Annotated in this window: 17 protein-coding genes and 1 riboswitch; of the genes, 5 read left to right on the forward strand and 12 right to left on the reverse strand. The window is 66.1% G+C overall.

What is annotated here, in order from left to right; all coding sequences use genetic code 11:
• Window positions 1-5 precede the first annotated feature (5 nt).
• The 6 genes from Q9293_RS02970 to Q9293_RS02995 form a co-directional block, all read right to left on the reverse strand.
• Window positions 6-464 (reverse strand): FKBP-type peptidyl-prolyl cis-trans isomerase, encoded by a 459-nt coding sequence (locus Q9293_RS02970; RefSeq protein WP_306249881.1) that lies wholly within the window; start codon window positions 462-464, stop codon window positions 6-8.
• A 154-nt stretch (window positions 465-618) separates the two neighbouring features.
• A complete protein-coding gene (locus Q9293_RS02975) occupies window positions 619-1,242 on the reverse strand; it encodes an outer membrane beta-barrel protein (protein ID WP_306249883.1) in 624 nt (207 codons plus the stop codon).
• A gap of 98 nt (window positions 1,243-1,340) precedes the next feature.
• Complete coding sequence (radC, locus tag Q9293_RS02980) at window positions 1,341-2,018, reverse strand: DNA repair protein RadC (protein ID WP_306249885.1); 678 nt, start codon at window positions 2,016-2,018, stop codon at window positions 1,341-1,343.
• Between the two features lie 11 nt (window positions 2,019-2,029).
• On the reverse strand, window positions 2,030-2,473 hold the full coding sequence (locus Q9293_RS02985; RefSeq protein WP_306249887.1) for a hypothetical protein: 444 nt from the start codon (window positions 2,471-2,473) through the stop codon (window positions 2,030-2,032).
• Window positions 2,473-2,976 carry a Tfp pilus assembly protein FimT/FimU gene (locus Q9293_RS02990; RefSeq protein ID WP_306249889.1) on the reverse strand — a complete coding sequence of 168 codons (504 nt, stop codon included), beginning with the start codon at window positions 2,974-2,976 and terminating at the stop codon, window positions 2,473-2,475. Before Q9293_RS02990 ends, Q9293_RS02985 begins: the two co-directional genes overlap by 1 nt.
• Before the next feature lie 9 nt (window positions 2,977-2,985).
• The gene (locus Q9293_RS02995; protein WP_306249891.1) at window positions 2,986-3,300 is read right to left on the reverse strand and encodes a helix-hairpin-helix domain-containing protein; all 315 of its coding nucleotides are present in this window, start codon (window positions 3,298-3,300) and stop codon (window positions 2,986-2,988) included.
• 258 nt (window positions 3,301-3,558) lie between these two features.
• A riboswitch (S-adenosyl-L-homocysteine riboswitch) is annotated at window positions 3,559-3,645 on the forward strand.
• A 59-nt stretch (window positions 3,646-3,704) separates the two neighbouring features.
• Here Q9293_RS02995 and ahcY point away from each other — a divergent pair.
• The 4 genes from ahcY to Q9293_RS03015 all read left to right on the forward strand — a co-directional run bounded on the left by ahcY (window position 3,705) and on the right by Q9293_RS03015 (window position 7,410).
• Window positions 3,705-5,102: an adenosylhomocysteinase gene (gene ahcY, locus Q9293_RS03000; RefSeq protein ID WP_306249893.1), complete on the forward strand. Its 1,398-nt coding sequence runs from the start codon at window positions 3,705-3,707 to the stop codon at window positions 5,100-5,102.
• Window positions 5,103-5,218: 116 nt separating this feature from the next.
• Complete coding sequence (locus Q9293_RS03005; protein ID WP_306249895.1) at window positions 5,219-6,388, forward strand: S1C family serine protease; 1,170 nt, start codon at window positions 5,219-5,221, stop codon at window positions 6,386-6,388.
• Window positions 6,389-6,436: 48 nt separating this feature from the next.
• Window positions 6,437-6,967, forward strand: a complete 531-nt coding sequence (locus tag Q9293_RS03010; protein ID WP_306249897.1) for a DUF4337 domain-containing protein — start codon at window positions 6,437-6,439, stop codon at window positions 6,965-6,967.
• Window positions 6,967-7,410: an NUDIX domain-containing protein gene (locus Q9293_RS03015; protein WP_306249899.1), complete on the forward strand. Its 444-nt coding sequence runs from the start codon at window positions 6,967-6,969 to the stop codon at window positions 7,408-7,410. The genes Q9293_RS03010 and Q9293_RS03015 overlap by 1 nt, the downstream gene beginning before the upstream one ends.
• A 1-nt stretch (window position 7,411) precedes the next feature.
• Here the strand turns inward: Q9293_RS03015 and Q9293_RS03020 are convergent, their stop codons facing one another.
• The 3 genes from Q9293_RS03020 to Q9293_RS03030 are packed head-to-tail and all read right to left on the reverse strand — an operon-like array spanning window position 7,412 to window position 9,190.
• Complete coding sequence (locus Q9293_RS03020) at window positions 7,412-7,888, reverse strand: DUF4199 domain-containing protein (protein ID WP_306249901.1); 477 nt, start codon at window positions 7,886-7,888, stop codon at window positions 7,412-7,414.
• Window positions 7,889-7,895: 7 nt separating this feature from the next.
• On the reverse strand, window positions 7,896-8,639 hold the full coding sequence (locus Q9293_RS03025) for an SDR family NAD(P)-dependent oxidoreductase (RefSeq protein ID WP_306249903.1): 744 nt from the start codon (window positions 8,637-8,639) through the stop codon (window positions 7,896-7,898).
• 50 nt (window positions 8,640-8,689) lie between these two features.
• Window positions 8,690-9,190, reverse strand: coding sequence for a DinB family protein (locus Q9293_RS03030; protein ID WP_306249905.1), 501 nt, complete (start codon window positions 9,188-9,190; stop codon window positions 8,690-8,692).
• Between the two features lie 151 nt (window positions 9,191-9,341).
• Here Q9293_RS03030 and Q9293_RS03035 point away from each other — a divergent pair, with 151 nt between their 5' ends.
• Window positions 9,342-10,253, forward strand: coding sequence for a glutaminase (locus tag Q9293_RS03035; protein WP_306249907.1), 912 nt, complete (start codon window positions 9,342-9,344; stop codon window positions 10,251-10,253).
• A gap of 8 nt (window positions 10,254-10,261) precedes the next feature.
• Here Q9293_RS03035 and Q9293_RS03040 read toward each other — a convergent pair whose 3' ends face one another.
• Genes Q9293_RS03040 through Q9293_RS03050 form a run of 3 tightly spaced genes read right to left on the reverse strand, consistent with a single transcriptional unit; the run spans window position 10,262 to window position 12,302 of the window.
• Window positions 10,262-10,714 (reverse strand): hypothetical protein, encoded by a 453-nt coding sequence (locus Q9293_RS03040; protein WP_306249909.1) that lies wholly within the window; start codon window positions 10,712-10,714, stop codon window positions 10,262-10,264.
• On the reverse strand, window positions 10,711-11,688 hold the full coding sequence (gene rlmF, locus Q9293_RS03045; protein WP_306249911.1) for a 23S rRNA (adenine(1618)-N(6))-methyltransferase RlmF: 978 nt from the start codon (window positions 11,686-11,688) through the stop codon (window positions 10,711-10,713). Before rlmF ends, Q9293_RS03040 begins: the two co-directional genes overlap by 4 nt.
• 26 nt (window positions 11,689-11,714) lie before the next feature.
• Window positions 11,715-12,302: a hypothetical protein gene (locus tag Q9293_RS03050; protein WP_306249913.1), complete on the reverse strand. Its 588-nt coding sequence runs from the start codon at window positions 12,300-12,302 to the stop codon at window positions 11,715-11,717.
• Window positions 12,303-12,308 lie beyond the last annotated feature (6 nt).

The following is a 12,308-nucleotide window of genomic DNA, read 5'->3' on the forward strand; positions in this document are numbered from 1 at the left end:
CAGAGCTATCGCAGGTCGACGAGCTGCACTTCAAACAGGAGGGTGGATCCTGGAGGAATGTCGTCACCGGCTTCCTTTTCGGAGTAGCCGAGGGACGGGGGAACCCGCAGCAGGCGGCGCCCGCCCTTCTTCATGGTGGCGATACCCTGCTCCCAGCCCGCGATCACCCGGCCTACACCGAGGGGAAAGGTGGCGGGATATCCGCGCTTCCGGGTATCGAGGAACTGGCGGCCCTTGGCTCCGGCCTCTTCAATCCAACCCGAGACTTCCACCACGCAGGTCTGCGCCACGCGAGGCGAGACCCCCTCACCCACTTGCAGATCCAGGATGCCGAGACCGCTGGGAGTGGTTGTGAAGGCCTGACCAGTTGTTGCTGCCGCTTTGGTGGGGGCAGGCTCGGGAGCCTTGCAAGCACCCAAGGCCAATAGCATCGACAGGGGCAGACAAACCGTTGAGTGGCGCACGCTGGAACTCCGAAGGGGCTTGGCTCTTCAGGCTACCAGAGGGGCCGGATCTTCTCGCTGAAAACCAGCCTCGCGAGACCGTTTCACGCGATCGATTCAGCCCGCTCGAAAGCGATTCCAGGGTCTTCCTGAGCCGGTCTTCAGCGCGGGTGTTCTACCAGCGGAAGGTGGCGGCCAGTTCCAGGCGGTTGCCGTCGCGGTTCACTTCGGTGCGGCTGGTGGAGGTGGGATCGTTCAAGTTGAAGGCCTTGTAGGGGGCATGGACGAAGCGGGCCTCGGCACCGATGACCCGGGTGAACTGCCAGCCCAGGCCTGCCGCGAGGCTGAGGCTGCTGGTGTTCTTGGAGCGGTCATAGCTGGAGGAGAAGCTGTTGCCGATGCGGTCACTGGTGGTGTAACTGAGGTCCCAGCGGGTGACGCCCAGACCTCCTGTGAGGTAGAGCCCCTTGGGTGCGCCTTCGATGTAGTAGAGGTAATCCACGGCTGCGCCCACGGCGCTGAGGTTGCGAGATTCCCGGTAGTTGCTGTGGTTGGGCTCGTAGGACGAGACGTTGAAGACGTTCACGTCCAGGCGCGGGCGCACCGCGTGGCCACCGGCCAGATTCCACTGCACCAGGAAGCTGGCGCCGGTGCCCAGGGACTTGTCCGTGTCCTCCTTCAGGTTCCCGAGGGGTGCGTTGAGCTGAGCAGAAAAACCAAAGGTGGGTCGGGCAGGGGATTGGGCGGCGAGGGGCAGGGCCAATGAGCAGACGAGGGGAAGCAGGGCGAGGGACTTCATGGGCTCTCCGAGGGCAATGGAACTGGGGCGGCATGATGCCGTCCGAAGGGGATACGGAGAACTCCCCGACGGGATGAGTCGGAATCGGCATTCGGTGTTCAGTGCTGATCCCAGCCTTCGGCAGCGCGGAAGCTGTGGTAGCGCTCCCGCCCCAGCACCAGGTGATCGGCCAGAGGGACGCCGAGGGATTCACCGGCGGCCTGAAGCCTGCGGGTGAGCTGAATGTCCTCGCGGCTGGGAGTGGGATCCCCGCTGGGATGGTTGTGGAAGGCCAAGGCCGTGGTGGCCCCGTAGCGAAGAGCCTCGCGGAAAAACTCACGAGGACTGATGAGCGTGGCCGTGGCCGTGCCCTGGCTGAGGATGCGCTCCGCCAGCAGATCGCCCTTGGCATTCAGGGCCAGCAACCCGAAGCGCTCTTCGGCCCAGCCCTGGCAGCGGGGAAGCAGGTAATTCCCGGCGACGCGAGGGCTGGTGATGCGCGGACGTTCTGCGCTGCGCTGGGCTCGCCGGGCCAATTCCAGGGCTGCCCAGAGCTGGCCCGCCTTGGCAGGGCCGAGGCCCGGTTGCTCCAGCCAATCGCTGAGGCCCAGGTGGAGCAGGCCCGCGATGCCGCCGGTGCGGCCCAGCACTGCCTGGGCCAACTCGACGGCGCTCTGGCCCTGGCGTCCGGTGCCCCAGAGCAGGGCGAGCAGTTCGGCATCGGCGAGGCTTTCCCCGGCGCCTGCCAGGAGCCGCTCGCGGGGCCGTTGATCGGGGGAAAGGTCGAGGATGCGCATGATGACTCCCCTCAGCAGGTGACCCAGGCGCCGAGGAGGGGGCGGTACCGCAGCAGTTCCATCGAACCCGTGAGGCCCAACCGGAGGCATAGGGCCTGTCTTCCGTGGTGCAGGAACCAGACATTCGCCAGCGCTTGGCGTTCGGGCGTGACCGTGATGGGGCGTGGCTTCCCGCCGCGCCAGCCACTGCCCGCAAGGCTGGGGGGTAGCGGGATGGCCTTGGGCCGTCCCCATTGGACACCTGCGGGCAATTGCACGGCGACGCAGGCCCCGGAGCTCCTCTGGAAGGGCGTCACCACGACAGCGCGGCGATGGGCGGCGGCGAGGCCGAAGGCCAGGTGCAGGCTGCGGCGCAATTCGGTTTGGGCAGCCTGAAGGGGCGGGCAGGGAAGGGTGGGCAAGTGGCGGGCCACGGCTTGCAGGGCCTGTTGGAGGAAAGCGGAGGCGGCGCGCATCAGACCCTCGTCCACTTGGAGAGCTCTCGCCGCCAGCGCAGCACCTTCAGGTGGCCCTTGCCGTTGAGGCGCATGCAGAGGGCTTCCTTGCCATTGTTGACGAACCAGGCGCTGGCCAGGGTGGTGTGGCGGGGCGTGACGGTGATGAGGGGATGGGATTCGCCGGTGCGTGCGGCCAGGGGGTCGGCGTCCATGTCCGGTGGCAAGGGGATGTGGGCGGGCTTGCCCCACTTCACGCCACGACTCAATTGCACGGGCAGGTGTTCGCCTGCGCCGCTGGCCTTGCCCAGGGCCACCGTGACATCGGTGCCGCGGGCGCGGGCCAGGGTAAAGGCTTGGTCCAGGCTGCCGACGATCTCCTGATGGGCGGCGGCGAGTTCCGTCGATCCGGTGTCCCAGGCGGCGGTGACCACGCCCGCGAGAAGCGCGATCAGGGCCATGACGACCGTGAGTTCGAGCAGGGAGGTGCCCCGCTGGGAAGTGCGTCGGCAGTCCAGACTCATGGCGCGCTCCTAGTTCTTGGCAGCCGCAGGGCGCGGCGCAGAGGTGGCAGCCAGGAAGGGCTTCAGCTTGGCGAAGGATTTTTCGCCGATGCCCTTCACGTTCATCAGTTCTTCAGGCCGCTGGAAGCCGCCGTGCTGTTTGCGGAAGGCGATGATCCGCTCGGCGGTTTTCTGCCCGACGCGAGGAAGCTGCATCAACTCTGTCACCGAGGCGGTGTTCAAATTGATGGGCCGTTGGGGTGCCCGCGGGGCGCGATCCGGGGCAGCGGATAGGGGAAGGGCCAGGGCGAGTGCCAAGGCCAGAGCAGAGAAGGGGTTGGACATGGTTGCCTCCTTTCAGGCAAGGCAAACCAAATCCAGAGTTGTGCCACTTTTTAAAGCCTTTTATTTCTTTATTTACACGTAGTTATAAAATATTCTAGTCATCAATAAATGACAAATATTTATAAAATTTAAATATCTCGTTTATTTTTAATTTTTATATTTTGTAACTATTTTATTACAAAATATAAAAACAAGACAGGTTGTATTGTTGCAAAAAACAGACTCCCTATATCCCTGTCGGGACCGATTATCCTGGGAGGGTCCGAGGAGCGCTGCAGGACCCGGCAGATGGCTGCGCGGGATCTCAGGCTCGGACACTTCTCCAAGGAACGGCGCTCACCTCAACCCAGCAGCGGGTCGATGAGGTGGCTCCCACCCTTCGCCCGACCCTTCGAGGAGGTCCCATGACCGTTGCCACCACCGACTTCATTGTCGCCGACTTGTCCCTGGCCGCCTGGGGCCGCAAGGAGCTGGCCATCGCCGAGGGGGAGATGCCCGCCCTCATGGCCATCCGCCAGCAGTACGCCGCGCAGCAGCCGCTCAAGGGCGCCCGCATCGCGGGCTCGCTGCACATGACCATCCAGACCGCCGTGCTCATCGAAACCCTGAAGGCCCTGGGCGCTGATGTCCGCTGGGCCAGCTGCAACATCTTCAGCACCCAGGATCACGCCGCCGCCGCCATCGCCGCGGGCGGAACTCCGGTCTTCGCCGTGAAAGGCGAGACCCTGCCCGAATACTGGGACTACACGCACCGCATCTTCGATTTCGAGGGCGGCGCCAACATGATCCTGGATGACGGCGGCGACGCCACCCTGCTGCTGCACCTGGGCGCCCGTGCCGAGCAGGACATCCATGTGCTGGATCACCCCGACAGCGAAGAGGCCACCGTGCTCTTCGCCGCCATCAAGAAGCGCCTGGCTGAGCAGCCCACCTGGTACTCCACCCAGCTGGCCAAGATCAAGGGCGTGACCGAGGAGACCACCACGGGCGTGCATCGCCTCTACGAAATGGCCAAGAAGGGCGAGCTGAAGTTCCCCGCGATCAACGTCAACGACAGCGTCACCAAGAGCAAGTTCGACAACCTCTACGGCTGCCGCGAATCCCTGGTAGATGCCATCAAGCGCGCCACCGATGTGATGGTGGCCGGCAAGATCGCCGTCGTCTGCGGCTACGGAGACGTCGGCAAGGGCAGCGCCCAAGCCTTGCGAGCTTTGTCCGCCCAGGTGTGGGTCACCGAGATCGATCCCATCTGCGCCCTGCAGGCGGCCATGGAGGGCTACCGGGTGGTCACCATGGATGAAGCCTGCGACAAGGCCGACATCTTCGTCACCGCCACCGGCAACTTCCATGTGATCACCCACGACCACATGATCCGCATGAAGCACAACGCCATCGTGTGCAACATCGGCCACTTCGATAGCGAGATCGACGTGGCGGGCCTCGAGAAGTACCAGTGGGAAGAGATCAAGCCCCAGGTTGATCACGTCATCTTCCCCAAGGGCAACCGCATCATCCTGCTGGCCAAGGGCCGTCTGGTGAACCTGGGCTGCGGCACGGGCCATCCCAGCTATGTCATGTCCTCCTCCTTCGCCAACCAGACCTTGGCTCAGATCGAGCTGTGGACCAAGAACAACGAGTACAAGGTGGGCGTCTACACCCTGCCCAAGCACCTCGATGAGCAGGTGGCGCGCCTGCAGCTGCAGACCCTCAATGCCAAACTGACGGCCCTGCGCCCCGACCAGGCCAAGTACATCGGCGTGCCGGTGGAGGGTCCCTACAAGACCGACCACTACCGCTACTAGGGATTCCTGATCCATCGAAACGCTCTGCGTTTCAGCTTGCACGGCGCCGCGAGGCGCCGTGCTTGTTTGTTGACGACCGCTTCGTCAGGATGAAGCCATCACCTTCGGGAGCATGCATGCGGTCCTGGTCGATGGGCATTCTTCTCGTCCTCGCGGTGGCGCTGGCCGGTGCTGGCGGCGCGGGCCTGGTGCTGTGGCTGCAGGGGCGCAAGACGCCTGCGCCCCAGGTGCCCTCGCCAGGGGTGGAGGCGCCGCTCGCGGAGGTTCCGATGCCGCAGAAGGAATCCGCGACGAGCCCGGTCGCTTCGCCCTCGATCGAAGAAGTCATCGCCAAGGCCATGCCCGCCGTGGTGCTGGTGGAAACCTCCTCGGGCCGGGGCAGTGCCTTCTTCGTGGACCGGGACCGGCTCATCACCAACCACCACGTGGTGGTGGGGCAGAGCTACGTGAAGCTGCGCCTTTCCGACAACCGCACCCTGGATGCCGCCATCGCCACCACCTCCCAGGACTATGATCTCGCCGTGCTGCGCATCATGGGTTCCGCGCCCGAGCATGCCGTCCTCAGCCTGGGTACCATCCAGGACGTGCGCCAGGGGCAGGAGGTGCTGGCCATCGGCACGCCCATGGGAGTGTTCCAGAACACCGTCACCCGGGGCATCGTCAGCAGCCTGCGCCAGCTGGACAAGGTGGTGGTGCTCCAGACGGACACGGCCCTGAACCCCGGCAACAGCGGGGGGCCGCTCATCGATCACGCAGGCCGGGTGGTGGGCATCAATACCATGGGCTTCCGGGGCAGCCAGGGCCTGAATTTCGCCGTGGCCATCGATCATGCCAAGGCCCTCATGGAGGGGCGGCCTCTGCCCATCGCCTTCGTCACGCCTCCCACCGATGGCAACCTCAAGGGGCTCTTGCCCGGCGCCGGGGCCAGCGAAAGCGACCAGGCCCGCGAGGAGGGCACCAAACGCTACGCTGCTCAACTGGTGGCCCTGGCCCGCTCCGCGGATCAGCTGGAATCCTCCTTCGCCTATTTTTTGGCTTACTACTGGGATGGGAAGGTGGTCGGTAGTTTCGATCGGAATTTTTACGCCCTATGGGAACGTGGCGCCCTCCAGGGGAATCCGGTGAAGGGGCACGAATCGGAAGTGGCCCGCATGCGCGCGGCGGCGGACCTGTTCCGGGAACGCTCCCGTGAGGTGGAGGACCTGGCCCGCAAGGCCGATGTCTTCCCCGGTACCCGCCGGGATCTGCGGCAACGGCTCCGCCTTGACCACCGGGAGTTGGAGTGAGGCTGGAGCGGCCACCTTTTGTATGATCAGGGGAGGACGGGAGCTCGCATGGCCGAAGAGAAAAAAGAACCCTGGCTGAACCTGCTGGCCCTCACGACGGTGATTCTGGCCGTCTGCGCGACGCTGGCCACCTTCAAGGGGGGCGGTTATTCCACGAAGACGGTGTTGAGCCAGGCGCAGGCTTCGGACGAGTGGGCGCATTACCAGGCCAAGGGCATCAAGGGGAACCTCTACGAAGTGGAGGCCATGCGCCTGAAGCGGGAGATCGAGCTGGCGCCGAAAGCCTCCAAGGAGGTGCTGGAGAAGAGCCTGGCTGATGTGGAAAAGAAGGTCGCCAAGTACGAAGGCGAAAAGGCCGAGATTGACAAGACGGCGCGCGGCTATGAGGCGGCCAAGGCCGAAGCGCAGAAGCACGGTGCACCCTTTGGCTTGGCCGTGATCTTCCTGCAAATCGCCATCCTGCTTTCCTCCATCGCGGCCCTGATGAAGAAGCAGCCTGTCTACTGGGCGGGTCTCGTGGTGGGTGTGGTGGGGCTCGTCTACTTCGCCAACGGCTTCTTCCTGTTCTTCCGCGTCTGATGTGGGCGCTCACCGTTGCCGCCATCATCGAGCGTGAAGGCCACTTCCTTTTTGTAGAAGAGCCCGACAAGGTCACGGGCTTGCCCGTCATCAATCAGCCCGCGGGCCACGTGGAGCCCGGCGAAGCCTTGCTGGACGCCGTGCGCCGCGAGGTGCACGAGGAGACCGGCCTGGCCTTCACGCCCGAAGCCATTGTGGGGATCTACCCCTTGCTGGCCGCCAACGGGAAGGACTACCTCCGCGTGTGTTTCTGGGGCACTGTGCCGGAAGGGGCAAACGCCGCACCCCAGGATGCCGACATCCTCCGCTGCCACTGGCTCACCCGCGAGGAACTGAGGAGGGCCGCTCTGCGCTCGGGCTGGGTGCTGGGCTGCCTCGATGATGCCCTGGCCGGACGTCGCTTCCCGCTGGAGCTGGTGGCCAATATCCGCGTCGAACGCTGAATCACTTCTTTCGCAGCCAGATGGCGCCGACCACGGAGGTGAGGAAGCCCGTCACCATGGTGCCGATGGCGCCGGCCATGGCGCTGGCGCGGGGCGTCTGCATGGCGGCGCCGGCCTTGACGGCGGCTTCGATCTGTTCGGCGCCGAGGCCCTGCTTGGCCATCATCGCGCGGCCCAGAGCCTCGATGTCCTGGAAGTAGTGGGGGAAGACCACGGTGGTGAAGAGGATGCTGCCCCAGTAGATGAGGATCGAAGCCAGCAGGGAGATGCTCACGCCGTTCCACACCTGGCGGCCGTAACCGCTGACGGGGGCCAGACCGCGGAGGGCCCAGACCAGGATGCCGATCTGCAGAGGCACCACCAGCCAGAACAGGAAGAGCAGGCTGGGATTCTTGTACCAGCCGGTGAAGCCCATGACGAAGGTCCAGGCAGCCACGGAAAGCCCGAGGATCAGACCGGCGCGGAGGGTGGGATGCATGGGAACCTCAGAAGACGTGGATGCCGCCGTTCACGGGCAGGGTGGCGCCGGTGACGAAGCCCGACTGGAGGAGGCCGACGACGGCCTGGGCCACGTCTTCAGCCTGGCCATTGCGGCGCAGAGGCGTGTGGTCGGCGGTGGCCTGCTTGTGCTTCTCCGGCAGGTGCGCGGTGGCATCCGTCTCGGTGAGGCCCGGGGCCACGGCATTCACGCGGATGCCCATGGGGCCCAGTTCGCAGGCCAAGGCGCGCACGAAGCCCTCCAGGCCCGCCTTCGCGGCGCTGTGGGCGCAGAAACCCCAGCCGGGGTGGCGGGCCAGGCCGCTGGTGATGGCCACGATGGCGCCATCCTTCCGGGCCAGCATCTGCGGCAGCACGGCCTGGCAGCCGTGAAAGGCGGCCCCCAGCTCGCCGGTGAGCTTGGCCTCGAAGGCCTGCCAGGGGTACTGGGCGAAGGCGGCCATGGGAAAACCGATGGAGGCGTTGAGCACCAGGATGCCGATGGGCCCCAGCTGGGCCTGCACGGTGGCGGCCATGGCCTCGAGCTGGGCGCGATCCCGGGCATCGGCTTTCACGGCCAAGGCGCGGCCACCGGTTGCAATGATGTCATCCACCACCGCGTGAGCCGCAGCCTCGGAGCCGAAGTAGTTCACGGCCACGGCCACGCCTTGCGCGGCCAGAGCCTTGGCCACGGCTGCGCCGATGCCGCGACTGGCTCCGGTGACGAGGGCGACTTGGCCAGCGAGGGACATGGGCGGCTCCTTGGGATCGGCTCCGATTCTGCGCCGGAGAAGCGCAGGCCTCAAGCCTCGCCCAGCTCCGCGATGGACATGCCTTGGGTGGCGCCAGCCTCGCCGGTGAGCGCTCGGCGCAGGTAGCCCGCCTGGCCCAGATGGAAGGCGAGGTGCGTGGCGAGATGCAAAAGGAAGCGGCTTGTGGGGGGACGCAGGCCGTAGAGTTCCTGGGGGAAGGGGGCTTCCAGCTGATCCGGGGCCAGGGCCGCCAGACCCGTTTCCAGCTCCCGCAGGGCCGTGGCGAGCAGGGCCGCCACCTCGGCGCGCGTGCCTTCCCGTTGGGCGAATTCCTGATCGCGCTGGCGCACGTAACCGGTGGCGCCAAAGACCGCCCCGAGGAAGTGGCGCAGGTTGCCCGTCACATGCAGGGCCAGGTTGCCCGCGCTGTTTCTGATGCCCGGTACGGCGCGCCAGAGCGAGGTGTCGTCAGGGAAGCTCTCCACCTCGCGGATGAAGCAGCGGAGGTCGCGGCGCAACAGGATGAGGAGATCGGCGGTGAAGGGGGTCATGGGCACTCCATCAGGACATGATCTTTGCCACAGATGAACATAGATGAACACGGATGGAAACCTGAGAGCCTTGATCCGTGTTCACCCCCCCGCCAACGCATGCGCTGGCGGGGACCTTACGTCGTGTTCATCCGTGGCTTATTCTCAAGCCATGGACCTTCAAGCGCTACTCGATGACATCGCCCGCGAGGCGGCCCCCTTTGCGGCGCAGGGCAAGGTGGCGGACTACATTCCGGCCCTGGCAGCGGTGGATTCGGCCCAGTTCGGCATCGCCCTGGCCACGGTGGAGGGCCCGGTTCTGGGCAGCGGGGACTGGCGCACACCCTTCTCCATCCAGAGCGTGTCCAAGGCCTTCTCGCTGGCTCTGGTGCTGGCCCAGGATGGCGAGGCCCTGTGGAAGCGCGTGGGCTTGGAACCTTCGGGCAACCCCTTCAACTCGCTGGTGCAGCTCGAATACGAGAAGGGCATCCCCCGCAATCCGTTCATCAATGCCGGGGCTCTCATCCTCGTCGACCGCCTGCTCTCGCAGAGCGGTGACTCCTTCGGAACCCTTCGCGCTTTCCTGCGGGAGGAGAGCGGCAATGCTTCGCTGGACCTGGATGCGGAAGTGGCCGCCTCCGAGGCGGGCCACGGCCACCGCAACGCGGCGCTGGCTCACTTCATGGCCAGCTGCGGCAACCTGGAAAACCCTGTGGGGCAGGTGCTCGATCACTACTTCCGTCAGTGCAGCCTGCGCATGAGCTGCGCAGACCTGGCCAAGGCGGGCCTCTTCCTGGCCAGCCACGGGCTGCGCGCGGATGGCTCGCGCCTGCTCAGCCGCAGCGAGGCCAAGCGCATCAACGCCATCATGCTCACCTGCGGCACCTACGATGCGGCGGGCGACTTCGCCTACCGCGTGGGCCTGCCGGGCAAGAGCGGCGTGGGTGGCGGCATTCTCGCCGTGCTGCCAGGGCGCGGCACCCTCTGCGTGTGGAGCCCCGCCCTGGATGCGCACGGCAACAGCGTGGCCGGTGTGGAGGCCCTGGACCGCTTCACCACCCGCACGGGCTGGTCGGTGTTCTGAAGGGCGAGCTACTTCCGGCTGAGCAGCGCCAGGCCTGCCAGCACCAGTAGGATGCCCGCGGCCTTGGTGAGGGAGAACGTCTCGCGGAAGACCGCGATGGCGATGGGGATGAGCACCAGGCTTGCCGCGCCGTTTACCGCCACGCCGGACCATTGCATGGAGCCACCCGCCCGGAAGGCCATCAGAAAGCCCACTTCGATGAGCAGCACGCCCACACCCAGGACCAGTGCCACCCAGGGCCCGCTGCCCTGGGCCAGGCCCGCGAAGGCCAAGCGCCACGGGTTGCCGGGGCCAGCGGCCTGCAGGAAAGGCAGGGCCACGAGGCTGAGGAGGAAAGCCACGGCGTAGGCGGCCATGAGCATGGCCATGGGGTTCACGGTGACGGGCACGCATTTCTGGGCGAGCTGGTAGATCACCACGCCGAGGGCGGCCACAGCCAGGAAAAGCAGTTCGGGTTTCAAGCCAGCTCCGGTGTTGATGTCGGATGGAAGGCCCGCCGCGCCGCCACATCCAGGAAGCTCCAGGCCACGAAGCGGCTCTGCTTCTGGCCCTGGGCCATGGCCACGGTGCGGATCTCGCGGGCTTCCGCATGACGGAGGGCGCGATGGATGGCGGGAAGGGACTTGGAGCTCGACACCAGGGATGTGAACCAGCCCACGCGATCACCCAGGTCGAGGCCTTCGGCGATCATGCGGCGGATGAAGCCTGCCTCGCCGCCCTCGCACCAGAGTTCGGGGCCCTGGCCGCCAAAGTTGCGCGCCGACCCACCGGCATTCTTGCCCAATTTGCGCCACTTCTGCTCGGCCGCCTCGCGAGCTTCCCGGGCCGAGCCGTGGAAGGGCGGATTGCAGAGGGTCAGGTCGAACCGCTCTCCGGGCCGCACCACGCCGCGAAAGATGGCGGTTGGATCAGCCTGATGGCGCAGTTCAATGGCGCCGCTCCATTCGGGGTTGGCAGCCAGAATGCGGGAGGCCGAAGCCAGAGCCGCCGCATCGATGTCAGAGCCCACGAAGGACCAGCCGTATTCGCGGTGGCCCACGAGCGGGTAGATGGCGTTGGCGCCCACGCCCACATCCAGCACGCGCAAGCCTGGGCCGCGAGGGGGCACGCCGTTGGCATCTTCCGCCAAGAGATCTGCCAGGTGGTGCAGGTAGTCCGACCGACCGGGAATCGGCGGGCAGAGGTAGCCACTGGGGATGTCCCAGCCGCGGATGCCGTAGGCCTCGGCCAGCAGGGCCCGGTTCAGGGCTTTCACCGCCGCGGGATTGGCGAAATCGATGGAGAGGCCGCCATGGGGCGCCTTGCGGAGGAAGGGCCCCAGTTCTGGGCTGGCCGCGACCAGCCGCTGGAAATCGTAGCCCGCCGCGTGCCGGTTGCGCGGATGCAGGCCCGGCTTGGCGGGCCGGGGACTGGCGGACTGGCGAGGAATACCCATCCCCTAGTGTGGGGTGGGCGCGCGTCTCAGGGAAGGTGTTCGCCGCCTTCGGTCTGCGCCAGGTGAACGGCCTGCCGGTGGGCCAGGAACCAGAAGAGGAAGGCGGTGATCAGGGTCAGCACCGCCAGCGTGTAGGCCAGGTTGCGGCCCTGCCAGAGGCCATCCCAGGTCTTCATGAACTCCGTGGCCAGGACATTCACCTTGCCGCCATAGAGCTCCAGATCGCGCAGGTATTTCTTGGTGTCCTCCGGCTCGTAGCCCAGGGGGTTGGCGCCTTTGGGTGCGGCGCGCAGATAGACGATGGTGGCGGTGCCCAGGCCCACGGCAAGGATGCCTGCGGTGATCTGGCGGATGCGGATCAGACGCCGTCCTGCGGAGGTGCCGAGGTGGCGCACGAAACCGCGATCAAGCTGGGCCTGGGCCGCATCATCCCGGCGCTGGAGGCCGTCGAGGATGGTGGCCCGTTCCTGGGGAGGCAGTTCAAGCCCCCGCCGGTCCAGCTCTGCCAGGGCCGCCTCCACGGCCTCGGTGCGGTAGTCGAGGTGGCGGTGCAGGTACTGCTGCAGCTCCGCATCGGAGAGGGAGGGGATGCGCGTCTGGAACGAATCGGTCATGACGTG

Source organism: Geothrix sp. PMB-07 (assembly GCF_030758935.1).
In the GTDB taxonomy this organism is placed as follows: domain Bacteria; phylum Acidobacteriota; class Holophagae; order Holophagales; family Holophagaceae; genus Geothrix.

Excerpts from the sequence above, each read along its gene's own strand:
- Q9293_RS02975 (WP_306249883.1), bottom strand. The coding sequence starts at position 1,242 with ATGAAGTCCCTCGCCCTGCTTCCCCTCGTCTGCTCATTGGCCCTGCCC.
- radC (WP_306249885.1), bottom strand. The coding sequence starts at position 2,018 with ATGCGCATCCTCGACCTTTCCCCCGATCAACGGCCCCGCGAGCGGCTC.
- Q9293_RS02985 (WP_306249887.1), bottom strand. The coding sequence starts at position 2,473 with ATGCGCGCCGCCTCCGCTTTCCTCCAACAGGCCCTGCAAGCCGTGGCC.
- Q9293_RS02990 (WP_306249889.1), bottom strand. The coding sequence starts at position 2,976 with ATGAGTCTGGACTGCCGACGCACTTCCCAGCGGGGCACCTCCCTGCTC.
- Q9293_RS02995 (WP_306249891.1), bottom strand. The coding sequence starts at position 3,300 with ATGTCCAACCCCTTCTCTGCTCTGGCCTTGGCACTCGCCCTGGCCCTT.
- ahcY (WP_306249893.1), top strand. The coding sequence starts at position 3,705 with ATGACCGTTGCCACCACCGACTTCATTGTCGCCGACTTGTCCCTGGCC.
- Q9293_RS03005 (WP_306249895.1), top strand. The coding sequence starts at position 5,219 with ATGCGGTCCTGGTCGATGGGCATTCTTCTCGTCCTCGCGGTGGCGCTG.
- Q9293_RS03010 (WP_306249897.1), top strand. The coding sequence starts at position 6,437 with ATGGCCGAAGAGAAAAAAGAACCCTGGCTGAACCTGCTGGCCCTCACG.
- Q9293_RS03015 (WP_306249899.1), top strand. The coding sequence starts at position 6,967 with ATGTGGGCGCTCACCGTTGCCGCCATCATCGAGCGTGAAGGCCACTTC.
- Q9293_RS03020 (WP_306249901.1), bottom strand. The coding sequence starts at position 7,888 with ATGCATCCCACCCTCCGCGCCGGTCTGATCCTCGGGCTTTCCGTGGCT.
- Q9293_RS03025 (WP_306249903.1), bottom strand. The coding sequence starts at position 8,639 with ATGTCCCTCGCTGGCCAAGTCGCCCTCGTCACCGGAGCCAGTCGCGGC.
- Q9293_RS03030 (WP_306249905.1), bottom strand. The coding sequence starts at position 9,190 with ATGACCCCCTTCACCGCCGATCTCCTCATCCTGTTGCGCCGCGACCTC.
- Q9293_RS03035 (WP_306249907.1), top strand. The coding sequence starts at position 9,342 with ATGGACCTTCAAGCGCTACTCGATGACATCGCCCGCGAGGCGGCCCCC.
- rlmF (WP_306249911.1), bottom strand. The coding sequence starts at position 11,688 with ATGGGTATTCCTCGCCAGTCCGCCAGTCCCCGGCCCGCCAAGCCGGGC.
- Q9293_RS03050 (WP_306249913.1), bottom strand. The coding sequence starts at position 12,302 with ATGACCGATTCGTTCCAGACGCGCATCCCCTCCCTCTCCGATGCGGAG.